Annotated in this window: 15 protein-coding genes; 8 read left to right on the forward strand and 7 right to left on the reverse strand. The window is 69.5% G+C overall.

What is annotated here, in order from left to right; all coding sequences use genetic code 11:
- Positions 1-69: 69 nt before the first annotated feature.
- Complete coding sequence (locus tag ACH45N_RS20785) at positions 70-1443, forward strand: glutamate decarboxylase (RefSeq protein ID WP_397397314.1); 1374 nt, start codon at positions 70-72, stop codon at positions 1441-1443.
- Here the strand turns inward: ACH45N_RS20785 and ACH45N_RS20790 are convergent.
- The gene (locus ACH45N_RS20790; RefSeq protein WP_397397316.1) at positions 1437-2039 is read right to left on the reverse strand and encodes a pyridoxamine 5'-phosphate oxidase family protein; all 603 of its coding nucleotides are present in this window, start codon (positions 2037-2039) and stop codon (positions 1437-1439) included. The two genes, ACH45N_RS20785 and ACH45N_RS20790, sit on opposite strands and share 7 nt — an antisense overlap.
- A 385-nt stretch (positions 2040-2424) precedes the next feature.
- Here ACH45N_RS20790 and ACH45N_RS20795 point away from each other — a divergent pair, with 385 nt between their 5' ends.
- Entirely contained in the window at positions 2425-2985 is a 561-nt protein-coding gene (locus ACH45N_RS20795; protein ID WP_397397318.1) for a hypothetical protein, read from the forward strand.
- 449 nt (positions 2986-3434) lie between these two features.
- Here ACH45N_RS20795 and ACH45N_RS20800 read toward each other — a convergent pair whose 3' ends face one another.
- Entirely contained in the window at positions 3435-4160 is a 726-nt protein-coding gene (locus tag ACH45N_RS20800; RefSeq protein WP_397397320.1) for an AAA family ATPase, read from the reverse strand.
- A gap of 95 nt (positions 4161-4255) precedes the next feature.
- Between ACH45N_RS20800 and ACH45N_RS20805 the strand changes: the two genes are divergently transcribed.
- Entirely contained in the window at positions 4256-5035 is a 780-nt protein-coding gene (locus tag ACH45N_RS20805) for a hypothetical protein (protein WP_397397322.1), read from the forward strand.
- Here the strand turns inward: ACH45N_RS20805 and ACH45N_RS20810 are convergent.
- The 5 genes from ACH45N_RS20810 to ACH45N_RS20830 form a co-directional block, all read right to left on the reverse strand.
- Entirely contained in the window at positions 5032-5334 is a 303-nt protein-coding gene (locus ACH45N_RS20810) for a hypothetical protein (RefSeq protein WP_397397324.1), read from the reverse strand. The two genes, ACH45N_RS20805 and ACH45N_RS20810, sit on opposite strands and share 4 nt — an antisense overlap.
- A 127-nt stretch (positions 5335-5461) precedes the next feature.
- Positions 5462-6085 (reverse strand): maleylpyruvate isomerase family mycothiol-dependent enzyme, encoded by a 624-nt coding sequence (locus ACH45N_RS20815; RefSeq protein ID WP_397397325.1) that lies wholly within the window; start codon positions 6083-6085, stop codon positions 5462-5464.
- Between the two features lie 68 nt (positions 6086-6153).
- The gene (locus ACH45N_RS20820) at positions 6154-7098 is read right to left on the reverse strand and encodes an SDR family oxidoreductase (protein ID WP_397397327.1); all 945 of its coding nucleotides are present in this window, start codon (positions 7096-7098) and stop codon (positions 6154-6156) included.
- A gap of 63 nt (positions 7099-7161) precedes the next feature.
- Complete coding sequence (locus ACH45N_RS20825) at positions 7162-7788, reverse strand: NADPH-dependent F420 reductase (protein ID WP_397397329.1); 627 nt, start codon at positions 7786-7788, stop codon at positions 7162-7164.
- Between the two features lie 54 nt (positions 7789-7842).
- Positions 7843-8577, reverse strand: coding sequence for an SDR family NAD(P)-dependent oxidoreductase (locus tag ACH45N_RS20830; RefSeq protein WP_397397331.1), 735 nt, complete (start codon positions 8575-8577; stop codon positions 7843-7845).
- A gap of 191 nt (positions 8578-8768) precedes the next feature.
- Between ACH45N_RS20830 and ACH45N_RS20835 the strand changes: the two genes are divergently transcribed.
- The 5 genes from ACH45N_RS20835 (at position 8769) to ACH45N_RS20855 (ending at position 14205) form a co-directional block, all read left to right on the forward strand.
- Positions 8769-9680: a LysR family transcriptional regulator gene (locus tag ACH45N_RS20835; RefSeq protein WP_397397333.1), complete on the forward strand. Its 912-nt coding sequence runs from the start codon at positions 8769-8771 to the stop codon at positions 9678-9680.
- 89 nt (positions 9681-9769) lie between these two features.
- Positions 9770-10333, forward strand: a complete 564-nt coding sequence (locus ACH45N_RS20840; protein WP_397397335.1) for a dihydrofolate reductase family protein — start codon at positions 9770-9772, stop codon at positions 10331-10333.
- Positions 10334-10408: 75 nt separating this feature from the next.
- Entirely contained in the window at positions 10409-11245 is an 837-nt protein-coding gene (locus ACH45N_RS20845; RefSeq protein ID WP_397397337.1) for a class II glutamine amidotransferase, read from the forward strand.
- 48 nt (positions 11246-11293) lie between these two features.
- Entirely contained in the window at positions 11294-12271 is a 978-nt protein-coding gene (locus ACH45N_RS20850) for a phosphotransferase (protein WP_397397339.1), read from the forward strand.
- A gap of 701 nt (positions 12272-12972) precedes the next feature.
- Positions 12973-14205: a cytochrome P450 gene (locus ACH45N_RS20855; RefSeq protein WP_397397341.1), complete on the forward strand. Its 1233-nt coding sequence runs from the start codon at positions 12973-12975 to the stop codon at positions 14203-14205.
- Positions 14206-14431: the final 226 nt, after the last annotated feature.

Raw genomic sequence — 14431 nt, forward strand, 5'->3', positions numbered from 1 at the left:
GCGGGCGCCGGGCGAAGTTCGCCCGGCCCCGGGTCGCCGGGGCCAGGGCGCCGTGCTTGACTCGAAAACATGGGCACGCGCGACGAGCGCACGACGGCGCTCTACGGCAACCGATTCCTCACCGAGGAGGCACCCTCCACGGTGTTCCCGGCCGTGGGAATGAGTCCCACCGACACCATGCGGATGCTGGATGAGGACCTGGCGCTCGAGGGCGACCCGATGCGCAACCTGGCGACCTTCGTCACGACCTGGATGGAGCCCGAGGCGCAGCGGATCATCGCCGAGAACCTGCACCGCAACTTCATCGACCACGCGGAGTACCCGATCTCCGCGGAGATCGAGCAGCGCTGCGTGCGGATGCTCGCGGACCTCTTCCACGCCCCCGGGGAGACCACCGGGTGCCGCACCCAGGGGTCGTCGGAGGCGATCATGCTGGGTGCGCTCTCGCTGAAGTGGAAGTGGAAGGAGCGCCGCGAGGCGGCCGGGCAGCCGGTCGACCGCCCCAACCTGGTCTTCGGCGGGGACGTGCACGTGGTCTGGGAGAAGTTCTGCCGCTACTTCGACGTCGAGCCCCGGATCATCCCGCTGGCGAAGGACAAGTACACGATCGGGCCGGACGACGTGGCCCCGTACCTCGACGAGAACACGATCGGCGTCGCGGCCGTGCTCGGCACCACCTTCACGGGGCACATGGACGACATCGTCGGCATCAACCGGCTGCTCCTGGACGTCCGGGCTGAGCGTGGGCTCGACATCCCGATGCACGTCGACGGCGCGAGCGGCGGCTTCGTCTGGCCGTTCCTGTACCCCGACTCGCCGTGGGACTTCCGGCTGGAGCAGGTCCGGTCCATCAACGTGTCGGGCCACAAGTACGGCCTGGTCTATCCCGGGATCGGCTGGCTGGTCTTCCGCGAGACGTCGGACCTCGCGAAGGATCTCGTGTTCTACGAGAACTACCTCGGCAAGACGGATGCGACCTTCACGCTCAACTTCTCGACCGGCGCGGCGATGGTGCTGGCCCAGTACTACAACTTCGTGCGGCTCGGCCGTGAGGGCTACACGTACGTGATGAAGCAGATGCAGCAGAACGCGCGGGTGCTGGCGGCCAACCTGCGCGCCACGGGGCGGTTCGAGGTGATCGGCGACGACGCCGAGCAGCTGCCGCTGGTCGCCTTCCGGCTGGCGGGTGACCACGTAGGGTACGACGAGTCGGACATCGCCTGGCAGCTCTCGGCGGAGCGCGGCTGGATGGTGCCGGCGTACACGCTCCCGCCCGACGCGCAGGACGTGAAGATCCTCCGCGCCCTGGTCAAGGAGACGATGAGCCGGGCCCAGGTGGACCGGCTGACCCAGGACATCGAGGATGCCTGCACGACCCTCGACCTCAAGGGCGGCGCGCACCCGATCGAGCGGATGCAGGCCAAGACCGGTACGGGTTACTGAGTGGCAGGGGCCGGGCGGGCGGCCAGTTCGTCGGCGGGGGCTTCGGCCGGGTCGTCGTCGAAGGCGCGGAGACCGTCGATGCTCGTCAGGTTCTTGCGACGCCGGTACTCCTGCTGTCCGGCCTCGCCCTTGCGCTCGAAGTAGGGGCCCATGAGGTCCCGCTCGCCCTCGTACGCCATGAGCGGCACGCCCCAGCCGCAGCTGTCGGAGACGCGGTCGACGTCGACCACGATGACCGCGCGGGCGCCGGGCACCTCGACGAACCGACCCGCGAGCGCCGCGTACCCGTCGTCGTACCGGGTCACGACGCGGCCGGTGCCGTGCAGCCGGACGATGTTCGGCGGGCCGTCGAACGCGCAGAACATGATCGTGACGCGGCCGTTCTCGCGCAGGTGCGCGATGGTCTCGCTGCCGCTGCCGGTGGCGTCGAGCCAGGCGAACGTGTGGTCGTCGACCACGCCGAAGGTGCCGGGGACGCCGCGGGGCGAGAGGTTGACGTGGCCGTCGGCGGCCAGGGGAGCCGTCGCCACGAAGAACATGGGCTGCCGGTCGACGAACTCGCGCAGCCGGCCCTCGATGCGTTCGTGCAGCTTCATGCCCCGCATGCTGCCACGCGGGCGTCGCGCGGGCTGGTGCGTCCAGGGGTCGTCGCACGAGACGTGGTCCGAGTGCGACCCGCGGGTTCCGGCGCACCGGCGGATCCGCGCCGACGGCCACCCCACCGTCGAGGACGTCGAGGGCTGGGTCCGCGACGGCGCCCCGCCCGGCTCCCTCGGGCTGCCGGCGCGGGAGTCGGGCCACCGGCGGCTGTGGGCCACGGTGCGGGACTGGAACGACGCGTCGCTCGGGTGCTGGCCAAGATCGGGTTCGTGGAGTCCGGCCGCGTGGAGAACGACGCCGTGCCCGGGGACTCGCTGTTCCTGACGACGGAGCTCTGACCGGGCGGAGGCGTGTCAGTGGTTGGCCCTACGATCGCGATTCATGGGTATCTACTTCGAGATGTACCCCGTCGATCCCGCCGTAGTTCGGCGGACAGAGGAGTGGCTCGACGAGTACACCCGGGAGCGGGACGACGCGTTCTGGGCCTGGGAGCAGGACGAATCGGCGCCGACGGAGGACCCGCGCAGCTTCTACCTGCTGCGATACCAGCACCACTACGTGAACCTGATCAATCCGTACCTCGAGGCGGCGTACGGGATCGATCCGTACTCCTGGTTCGCCCGCGAACAGGTCAAGTACGGCGAGGACGAGTACAGCGAGTGGTACTTCCTCATGTCGCCTGACGAGGTTGTCACGTTGACAGCCACGCTCTCGAAACCGGCCAGGGACGTACGCGAAGAGCTGGACGCCTTCGCCCGGGACAACCTCGACATGGTGGGCACCCGGACGCCTTTGGAGGGGCTCCAGACCTTCGGCACGACCGAGCCAGGGACCGTCGACCAGTTCTGGGGGCTGATCGATGCCCTCCACGTCGAGCTGCGGACCTTCTACCAGCGGATGGCCGACAACGAACAGGCCATGATCGGCCACTTCAGCGGATGATCCTCCCGCGCCTTCAACCCCGGTAGAAGTCGTCTTCCTCTTCGGTCGGGACCAGGGGCGCGAACTGTCGCAGCTTCCACCGCGGATCATCCATAACCTGAAGAACCCTCTTCCTGGTCCATCACGAGCAGTTGCACCTCGTTCGGCTCATGCCACGGCGTCGCGAAGAAGCGCTGCCGGAGTGCATCGAGATCAGCGTGGTTCAAGGCGCCTGCCCATACCTCGCACTCGGGCGCCTTCCACCCGCCCCACCCGGATTGCCGGGCCCGAAGAGCCGGCTGAGATAACCCCACTCCGGTCGCACCGGTTCCCGTCCGGTGCGGAGCCGCTGTTCGCAGCCACTCGCTCAACGTCTCGATGTCTCGACGTTCTCGTTGTCGGTCGTGTCCACCGAGATCATCGCGTTCGCCACCCAGCTCATATCCGCCCTTGTACCGGGTGTCGGCCGGTCAGACGCCGTCGAAGAACGTCTCCGGGCGGCCCAGGAATCTCTTCCAGAGGGCGACCGACTCCAGCTCGGACCACGTGCGCTCGGCGATGCCGTGCTCGGTCATCTCCAGGATCTGCGCCCCGGGGATCGCGGCCACGAGCGGTGAGTGCGTCGCGTAGATCACCTGGGCGGCGTGGTCGGCGACCAGGTCCTGCAGCCGGTACAGGAGCTGCAGCGTGGACTCGAACGACAGCGGTCCCTCGGCCTCGTCCAGGAGGTAGAGGCCGGGGCCTTCGAACCTGCCGGAGATGGCCTGGAGGTAGGACTCCCCGTGGCTGACCTCCGTCGACAGCCGGTCGCCGTAGCCGCTCACCCCGGCGCCCGTCATGAACTCCAGCATCCCCGCGGCCGTCTCGGCGCGCAGGTAGAACCCCTTCGCCTTCTGCCGGAGCATCCGGGCCCCGGCGATCGTCCGGTCCAGGACGAGCGCCTCGCCCAGCGGGCTCCTGTCGAGCTGGCTCGCGTACCGTCTGCCGCCGTGGCCGCCCCGCACGTCGATGCCGTACTGCTCCGCGATTGCTTCGAGCACGGTGGACTTGCCGGACCCGTTCGCCCCCATCAGGACCACGATGCTGCTGGTCAGCCGCACGCCACGCGCGGCGATCTCGGCGACGGCGGGCACCGTCCACGGCCAGACGCCGTCGTCGACCAGGGCGGGTTTGACGCTCACTCGCTCGATCAGCACCTCGCCAGGTTAGCGGCGCGAGGGCCGAGCGCCTGTGCCTCGGGGCTCCCCGACTACCCCTGGCTTTCGCGGCATATGCCCGTATCCTCACGATGGTGGACACCCAGGAGAGTCCGCCGAGCCGCCGGGCGGGCTGGTTCGGCCAGCACTCGGTCGCCGTCGTGGCGGCCGTCGTCGCTGCGGTGCTCGGCGGCGTGGCGACGGCCTGGGGCGAGAACCTGTTCACGCCGGGCGCGTCGGACTCCGGGGAGCAGGTCCGGGTGCTGGAGGCCAGGGTCAAGGATCTGGAGGCGGCCAACGGCCAGCTCGAGGCGGAGCTGGCCTCCCTGCGCGCCGAGAACGACAGCCGGCAGGCCGAGCTCGACGACCTCGAAGCGCAGAACCAGGAGCTGCGCGAGGAGAACCAGCGGCTGCGTGATCAGGCGAGCGCGGGCGACGGTGCCCGGGCTGACGACGGGACCGACGCAGGGGCTGACGACGGGACGGCACCGGACGATTCCGCCGGGGGCGCCTCCGCCGTCGTCTCGGGTATCAGGCGCGAGACGGCCGCTCCCGTCCAGGTGATGCTCCACACCTGCCTCAACCTGGACACGACGTCGGCCGACTGGGGCGCCGCGTCGGTCCCCCAGGACCTCTGCTACGGCGACGCCGGCGTCGAGGGCGCGCGCCTCACCATCATGAGCGGCGCCCCCGGCCGGGCGGACTGCGAGGCGCAGACGACCTGGCAGCAGACCATCGCCACAGATGCGGTGGCCGAAGGGATGCACCTCTGCGTGCAGACCAACGAGCGACGCACCGCGTACGCGCACATCGCGGCGGTCAATGCCGACGCCGAGACCGTCGCGTTCGACCTCGTGGTCTGGGAGTCGAGCTAGCGTCGCTGCCCGTTGAGCACGGCCTGCGCCGTCCGGTCGATGTTGTCGGCGAGCTGGTAGACACCGATGACGAGCTGGACAACGCCGAAGACGATCGCCGTGCCCCCGAGGAACATCAAGATCATGGATCCACCTGGGAGAGGCCCAGCGACGAGCACGCCCGCCAGGAAGATGACGACCCCACCCCCGAGGATCAGGCAGAGCCCGATCGTGAGCGAGCTGGCCGAGCTGTGCACGACCTGCCTCGTGGACGCGGCCTTCGGGGTGCTGCTGGTCTCGTCGACCGTCTCGTCGCTCATGGGGTGAAGCGTGCCACCGAGCCGCCAGGAAATCGACGGAAGTTCGGCTCCAGCAGCGGACGAGCCAGCCTGCGTACTGGCCTGCTCGCAGGGGCCCGGCGACGCGCCACATCCGACCGTCCGGTCGTCACGCCCCCAGCCGCCGGCTCAGCACCGGCACGCCGTCGCCCTCCAGGTCCGCCAGCGCCTCGCGCCGTCCCGCCATCGCCATGACCAGGGAGAGCAGCGGACCCGTGGCGGCCGGCCCGTCGCCGGTCCGGAACTCCGCGTCCGTAGCCGTCAGTCTGAGCCCCTTGACCAGCGACCTGCTGTTCACCGCGAAGTCCTTGGCCGCGAAGAACCGCGCGACCAGGAGCAGGCCCTCGGCGTCCGGCTCGTGCTTCAGGCCCAGCGGGTGGCGGATGTCCTCGGCGTGCACGACCAGCTCGCCCAGCCCCGCGACACTCTCCCTCCGGGGAAGCGCGATCGGCCCGACGGCGGCGTAGCGCTCCAGCGTCTGTGCGGACGAGTCCCCGCGGAACTCCTCCAGCCGCCGCTGGTTGTGCACGTCCGCGTCGAAGCGGGCACCGGCGATGCTGCACAGCCAGCCCCAGAACGTCAGCCGGGATGCGGCACCCAGGTGCGCGACGACGTCCTCGACGTCCCAGTCGCCGCACAGCGTCGGCGAGCGCCACTGCTCGGGCGTCAGCGTGCGGAGGTCGGCGACGAGCGCCGCGTGCTCCCGCTCCTGGATCTGCGACGGTCGTGTCATGGCCGACAGTCTAGGAACGGGAGGCGCCTGGTGATCCGGGGACCTGCCCCGATCCGGGTTCCCCGCCGTCAGCCGGCGGGGAAGTAGTGGCCGTTGTCGAGATCGGCGAGCAGGCCGGGCTGAGCGGGTTCCCAGCCGAGGGTCTCGCGGCTGATGACGTTGGACGCCGGGTAGCTCTGCGTGACGACGTTCGCGAGGAACCCGAAGTGCGCCGGCAGCATCAGCTCGTCCACGGGCACGCTCACGGCGGGCAGGCCCAGCCGGCTGCCGATGGCCTCGGCGATCTCACGGACCGGGATGCCCCCGTCCCCGACCGCGTGCCAGTACCTTCCGGCCGGGCCCTTCTCCAGCGCCAGGCGGAACAGGGAGGCGAGATCGCGGGCGTGCACGGCGTTCCACTGGTTGGCGCCGTCTCCGGGGTAGCCGGCGAAGCCCTTCTCCTGCGCGAGCGCGATCAGTGTCGGGAGGAACCCGGCACGGTCCGTCGTGCTGTGCGCGATGTTGGCGATCCGCACGATCGAGGACCGGACTCCCCGCTCGGCGAGTCCGATGACCGTGGTCTCCACGACGTTACGGGCCCGGAGGGTGCCCTTGTGCTCGTCACCGACGGGAAGGGCCGGGTCGTCCTCGGTGGACGGTCGTCCCAGGTCCCGCCCGGTGCCGGGCGAGCCGATGCTTCCCGCCGCGACCAGCGGCTTTCCGGTTCCCGCGAGGGCCTCGCCGTACGCGAGCATGATCGGGATCTCCGCGGCGGCCACGGCGTCGATCCCGCCGGACGGAAGCAGGTCCTGCCGGTGCGCGACGTGGATGACGCCGTCGGAGTCCGCCGCCGCCTCCTTGAGCCCGTCGAGGTCTTCAAGGTCGCCGCGGCGCACCGTGGCGCCGAGGGCAGACAGGGCCGCCGCGGCGGTGTCCGACCGGGCCAGGCCGGTGACCTCGTGCCCGGCGGCGACGAGCTCGGGGATGATGTGCGAACCGGAGTGGCCGGTCCCGCCGGTGACGAAGACGTGCAAGCTGCTGCTCCTTGTGAGTGTGCGGGTGAGCTATCGGTGAGCCGTGCGGGCGGGCGGGCGCGCTCAGCCGGTGAACTCGTCGACGCCGAGAGCGAAGTCCCAGTGGCCGACGCCGTTGCCGGCGAGGCTCACCGTGATCAGGCCCATCCCTTCCAGCCAGTGCGCCATCCTGAGGCCGCCGACGTCCAGCGGGCGGAGCCCGAGGCTCTCGACGAACGCGGCCACGTCGGCCTTGGCCTGCGCGTCGTCGCCGGCGATGAAGACGCCGGGCCGGCCCTGCTCCAGGACGTTGCGGAAGATCGTGTTGAACGCCTTGACCACGGCGGCGCCGGCCGGGGCCACCGTGGCGACCTCCTGCGCGATCGAGGTCTCCTCGCCGCCGTGGGCAAGTCCGTCGAACGTGGCGTTGAAGGGGTTGCTGATGTCGACGATGACCTTGCCCGCCAGGGCGTCCCCGTACTCGGTGACGACCGGGACGACGCCGTCGGCCAACAGGGCCGTGATGACGATGTCCCCGGCAGGGACGGCGCCCCACGTGCCCGCCGTCGTGCCGCTCCCCAGTGCCGTGGCCAGGGCATCGGCCTTGGCCTGGTCGCGTCCCATGACCTCGACGGTGTTGCCGCCCGCCACCGCGAGCGTGCCGATGGCACGGGCCATGTTCCCCGTACCGATAAGGGTGATGCTGCTCATGAGGTGTGCTCTCTTCCTGGTGCTTGGTTCTGGTGCGTGGTTCTGGTGCGTGCGTCAGATGGCGGTGGTGCCGCCGTCGGCGACCAGCTCCAGGCCGTTGACGTAGCTGGAGTCGTCCGAGGCGAGGAACAGGGCGATGGTGGCGATCTCGTCGGGGCGGCCCATCGCTCCGCGCGGGATGAGGGACTCGAAGGCGGCCTTGGTCGCTTCGTCGAACAGCTCCTCCTGCTTGGCCGTGGCGACCTGGCCGGGGGTCAGGACGTTGACCCGGATCCTGCGGTCCCGCAGCTCGTTGAGCCAGACCCGGGCCCATGCCTGCTGGACGGCCTTGCTCCCCGCGTAGAGGCTCCAGCCGGGAAAAGCGCCGAGGGAGGCGTTGGACCCGGTCATGAGGATCGAGCCGTTGTCGTTGAACAGCGGCAGTGCCTTCTGCACCGTGAACAGGGTGCCGCGCGCATTGAGCGAGAACGCGCGGTCGAACTGTTCCTCGGTGATCTCGCCGAGGGCGGCGGGCTCGCCCATCCCGGCGCTGGCCCACAGCACGTCGATCGAGCCCTTCTCCCGCTTGACGGTGTCGTACAGACGGTCGAGATCGTCCAGGTCGGCGGCGTCGCCCTGGACGGCGGTGACGTTGCGGCCGATCGCCTGCACGGCATCGTCCAGCGCCTCCTGCCGCCGGGCCTGGATGAAGACGTGCGCCCCCTCCTCCACGAACAGCTTCGCGCCCGCCAGTGCCATTCCGGTGGAACCGCCGGTGATCACCGCTACCTTGCCATCGAGCTTTCCCACGATCACTCCGTTGCCTTGATGGGTATTGCAATAAAAGCCCGTGTTGAGTTCTTGTCCTGAATTCTTGAACCGAATTCTTTGAACCGCTCAGCTCGGGCTCCCATGAACGATGCCATTGGCGTGAACTTTGTGTCCAAGACCCTTTTCAGCCGTGGTGATACCTTGGGGGCATTGCCGCACCGGGAGGCGCCATGGATCTGGACCTGCGCAAGCTGCGCTACTTCGTCGCCGTCGCCGACAGGCTGCACTTCGGCCGCGCCGCCGAGGACCTGCACATCGCACAACCGGTGCTCAGCCGGCAGATCCGCGCACTCGAACACGAGCTCGGCGCCACGTTGTTCACGAGGAACAGCCACGGCGCAGCGCTGACCGACGCGGGTCGACAGCTGCTGGACGACGCCGGTCCCCTGCTCGCCTCCGCACACGCCGTCCGGCACCGGGTGTCCGCCGCCGCCCACGGCAGCAAGCGTTTGGTGGTCGGCTTCCGGGCCGGCATCCCGGTCATCCCGGCGGCCCGGGAGTTCGAGACCCGGCACCCCGACGTCGTCGTGGACGTCCAGCGCCTGGAATGGGACGACCAGGCCCCGATGCTGCTCGACGGCCGCGTCGACGTCGGCTACGTGCGGCTGCCCATCGACGAGACCGGCCTGCGGCTCACGCCGCTCTACACCGAGCCGCTCATGGTGGTGCTGCCCGCCGGTCACCGGTTGGCCGGCAAGGAAGAGGTCAGCGAGGCCGACCTGGCCGGTGAGCCGCTGGTCTGGCACGCCGACGCGAGCACGCAGCCCACCAGGCTCCCGCACCCCGACTCCGGGCTCCGGGTGCGCGGGGTGGAGGAGAAGCTCGAGCACGTCGCCGCCGGCCGGGGTATCTCGTTCGTGGGGCGTTCGGAGACCGTGTTCTACTCACGTCCGGATATCAGTTATGTGCCCATCCCGGATCTGGCGCCCGAGCAGATCTACCTCGCCATGGCGGCGTCGCGAACCTCGCCTCTGGCCGACGATTTCTTCGCGGCGGCTCAGGCGACGGCCGATATCACCGCGGAATGCGGGAACTACGAGATGTGGCAGCGCGCGAACGACGCCGTTTCCAAGCGTGGCTGATCGGCTCGGCCGGCAACAGCCGCACCGATGAGTTTCCCGCGTCGTCCCGGTCTCTGCCTGGAGACCGACTGACGGGAAAGGCTGGAGCCATGCGGAAACTGCGCTACGGGATGAACGTGAGCCTGGACGGCTACATCGCCGCGCCCGGCGACGACATCGGCTGGAGCGAGCCGAACGACGAGCTGTTCCAGTGGTGGCTCGACGAGGAGCGCGCGATCGAGCTGTTCCTGTACGGGCGCAAGCTCTGGGAGATCATGAGCTCCTACTGGCCGACGGGCGACCAGCAGCCGGACGCCACCCCGGCGCAGATCGAGTTCGCGCGGAACTGGCGGGACACGCCCAAGGTGGTGTTCTCGTCGACGATCGGCACGGTCGACTGGAACGCCCGCCTGTTCGACGGCGACGCCATCGCGGAGATCACCCGGCTCAAGGCTGAGAACGGCGGGCCGATGCGGGTCGGCGGCGCCGCGATCGCCGGGGCCGCCATGCGGGCCGGGCTCATCGACGAGTACGCGGTCGTCACCCATCCGATCCTCCTGGGTGGCGGCAGACCGTTCTTCGCCGCCCTGGACGGCTGGGTGAACCTGAACCTGGTGGGGACACGGACCTTCCCCGGTGGTGTGGTCATGAACCGGTACGAGACGAGGCGCTGAGCCCGACCTCACCCGATTCGGATGACGCGCGAGGCCCGTTCCCGACGCATCCTGGCGTCGAGAGTGAGGTCAAAGATGTGTCGTTGGCTCGCGTACTCCGGTTCGCCGGTACTTCTGGAAGATCTGCTCTACAAGCCGGAGAACTCACTGGTGGTGCAGAGCAGGCACTCACGGCTGGGCGCGGAGACCATCAACGGTGACGGCTTCGGCGTCGGCTGGTACGGCGCCCTGGAGGAACCGGGCGTCTACCACAGCACCGAGCCGGCCTGGAACGACCGCAACCTGCAGGAGATCTCGGCCCACGCGGCCGCCGGGCGGGTCTTCGCGCACATCCGTGCCTCGACCGGCACGGACGTGCAGCAGACCAACTGTCATCCGTTCCGTCACCACCGGTGGCTCTGGATGCACAACGGGTCCATCGCGGACTTCGCGGCGGTGAAGCGCGACCTGGCGATGGCCGTCGACCCTGCCCTCTACCCGGGGATCGAGGGATCGACGGACTCCGAGGTCTTCTTCTACCTGGCCCTGACCTTCGGCCTGGAGGAGGACCCTCCCGCAGCGGTGGCCCGAGCGGTCGGCCTCATCGAGGAGACGGGACGACGCCACGGCGTCGAGCACCCGATCCAGATGACGGTGGCCACCACCGACGGGGAGACCACGTGGGCTTTCCGCTACTCCAGCGTGGGTAGGTCCCGGTCGCTGTTCCACAGCACCGACGTCTCCACGCTCAGGCACCAGTACCCCGACAACCCGGTGCTGCACGAACTGTCCGACGACGCACGGCTCGTGGTGTCCGAACCGCTCGGGGACCTGTACGGAGCGTGGCGCGAGGTGCCGGAGTCCACGTGCCTCGTCGTCCGGGGCGGCCGGGAGGAACTGCGGGAGTTCGCGCCGACGCCGGCGCGGGGGTGACGGCAGTCCGTTGGGAGTGGGCGCGTCCGGCCGTAGGGTGTCGCGCATGTGCTGCGCACCCGCCGTTGCGGCCACGAGCCGATGAACCAGGGCACCCCGCCCGAAGAGCTGCCGACCGAGGTCCTGGATGACGTGGCCAGCGCGGTCAGGGCAGAGGTCACTCGTGTCAGCCGCCTCCCCGGGGGCATCAACGGGGGCGCGGTGCGCGTCCAGGTAGCCGGAAGGACGGATGCAGTTCTCAAGGCAGCGCCCCGGGCACACCCCCACCACCTGGACGAGACATTGCGCGCCCAGAGAGTGGTCGAGCACATGCGTGGGCGCGGCTATCCCACGCCGGCCTGGCTCGCCGTGGGGGCCACAGCCACCCACGTGTGGCAGCTGATGGATTTCGTCGACGCGGCTCCCGCGTCGGAGCTGACCCCGTCCCTCGTGGAGCAGCTGATGGAGATCATCGAGCTCCAGGCCGGCCAGGCCTCCGAGCCCTACGACCACTGGTCGTACGCCTGGCGGGTCGCCACGGGTCAGGAACCGGCTGCCGCCGGACGGGATCCCGACGAGGCGCCCGAGCAGTCGCGGCTCCGCCGGTCCATCGCCGGGCTCTCGGGGTACTCCCCCGCTGTGTCGGCCCTGGTCGAACGCCTGCGGCTCGTGTCCGCCGACGTCCCACCGCCACGAGACGCACCCGACATGGTCCATGCCGATCTCGCGACCCCCGGCAATGTCCTGGTCGTTGACGGAACAGTCGTCGCGGTCGTAGACATCGGGAACGCGGGTAGCGGCACTCGGGCGATCGATCTCGCGACCCTCGTCTGGTACTGCTTCAAGGACCCGCTGCTGGACGACGTTCGAGGGCGGCTGTGGACGAGGATTCTCGACCTGGTCGGTGGGGAGGGGGCGGCGGTGCTTACCGCGGCACACACCCTGCACATGCTCGAGTTCCCCATCCGTGACGGGCGTGACGACGTCGTTCCCCAGGTGGTCGAGCGCGGCCATCGTGCCCTCGACGAGCTGGACTCACTTCGCTGATCGCGCGGCGAAGTGCGTTAAGAGCGGACGAGCCGGTCTGTACGCCGGGTTCTCCCGGATGGTGTGCTGGTATGTCTCGCGGTGTCCGACAAGTGGGTTGGGCACCGCGAGATCGTTGGAACTTCGCTGTTCTGCCGGGTCCGGGGCGCGTCGGTGGAGGTGGCGTCGGATGGCCTCAGACGGCGGTCATGTGTACCCGATGTGTACCGAGCGGCTCTTCTATCGGACCGCGTGCAGGCTCGCCGCCGTCCGAGTGTGAACGGCCTTGTGCTTGGCTCGTCACTCCCGATAGAAGACCTCGTCGTCCTCGCTCGGTACGAGCGGGACTCGACCGGCGGGGGGCTTCTGTCCGCAGCCACTCGCTCAGCGCCTCCGCGTTCTCGGTGTCGTCCATGTCGACCGAGATCATGACGTTCGCCACCGAGCTCGTAGCGATCGTTCTACCGGAGCGGACCGCAGGTCACCACAGGATGGGGCCGAGCTGGCCCTGAGCGGTCATGAACAGAGCGGGGGTCTCGCGAGAGGCGTTCCGGGTGCCGGCGTTCGCGACGGCGATGAGCCCGGACCTGGCCGCCGTGGGGAAGAACGCAGCGTGTTTCGTGTTCTCTGCTGCCCGTGATAGAAACGCCTCATCGGGCGTCTACGCAGGTCGCCCCATATTTCGATGGATAATTTAGATGGATGTCGACGGGTGGAGAGGCATGCCTGACCTGGAACCGCAGCGGAGCGAGGGCCGGGTCGCGCTGGTGGACCTGACCGGTGCAGAGGACATGACTGCGGCACTGCGCAAGCTGCAGGACCAGTGGGGGCCGGTGGCCCCCGTGGACCTGGAGCCAGGCGTACCGGGCTGGCTCGTGCTGGGGCACGCCGAGGTCATGGAGGTGATGCGCACGGAGAGCGTCTTCGCCCGGAACCCACGGCACTGGAGAGAGCAGCTACCACCGCAGTCGACCCTGCACGCCATCCTGTCCCCGACCGGACGGCGGAACCTGTACTTCTCGGACGGCGCGGAGCACCGGCGGCTGCGGCTCCCGGTGGACGAGGCGTTCGCCGAGATGGACGAGGTCCGGACGGCAGCGCTCGTGCGCGTCGTCTGCGCCCGGCTCATCGACTCGTTCGCCGCCAAGGGCAGTGCGGATCTGATGGGCGAGTATGCGGCGGCGGTGTCGTTCCTGGCGGTGTCGGGCATGTTCGGGTTCGACGAGCGGCAGGGGGTCGACCTGTTGCGCTGCGCGAGCGAGATCTTCGGGCACGGCGGCGATCCCGTGTCAGCCCTGGTCCGGATGGACCAGATCGTGCTGGACCACGTCATCGCGACCCGGGCGAAGCCAGGCCCGAACCTGACCGCCAGCTTCATCAAGCACCCGAGTTTCGAGGACGACACGGAGATCGTGCACTCCATGGTCGTGGCGATCTGCGCGGCCAACGAGATGCTCGTTACCTGGATCGCGGCCACGCTGCGCCGCATGCTCACCGACCCCCGGTACACCGGCCGCGTCACCGGCGTGCGCCGCGGCCTGGACGACGCGATGGACGAGACGCTGTGGAGCGAGCCGCCTGTGGCGAACCTGCCCGCCCGGTATGCCGTGACCGACTGCACCCTCGGCACCGCCCGGATCCGCGCCGGTGACGCGATAGTGATGGGCGTGGCCGCCGCGAACAACGACCCGCGGGTACGCACCAGCGACGACCTCTTCGAGGCGGGCAACCAGTCGCACCTGTCCTTCGGCGTCGGGCCGCACGCATGCCCCGCCAAGCGCCCCGGGCGGCTCGTGGTCAAGATCGCGGTGGAGAGCCTCATGGAGCGGCTCGACCTGAGGCTCACCGACCCGGTGGTGAAGTGGGCGCCATCGCCGTGGTCGCGCTACCCGTCGACGCTGCCGGTGACGTTCACTCCCGAGCGCCAGGCCGCCCGCACGCCTGCCCGCGTCTGACCTGCCCCTGGAGCGTCAGGCCCCTGGAGCGTCAGACGGCATCGACGTGCGCCTTGCCGTTCACGCAAGTCTTCGTGCGCCATGCCCGCGCGAGGTTCGCCGTCGGGGACCTGCATCTTGAGCATGAACTCGAGGTTCCAGCGTGCCTCGTCGAGGATGTTGGCGACTCGATCTACCGATGCTCGGGACGAGCACCAGCGGCTGGGTGACTCAGGCCGTGATGGCG

This window comes from Promicromonospora sp. NPDC019610, from assembly GCF_044389365.1.
Taxonomy (GTDB): domain Bacteria; phylum Actinomycetota; class Actinomycetes; order Actinomycetales; family Cellulomonadaceae; genus Promicromonospora.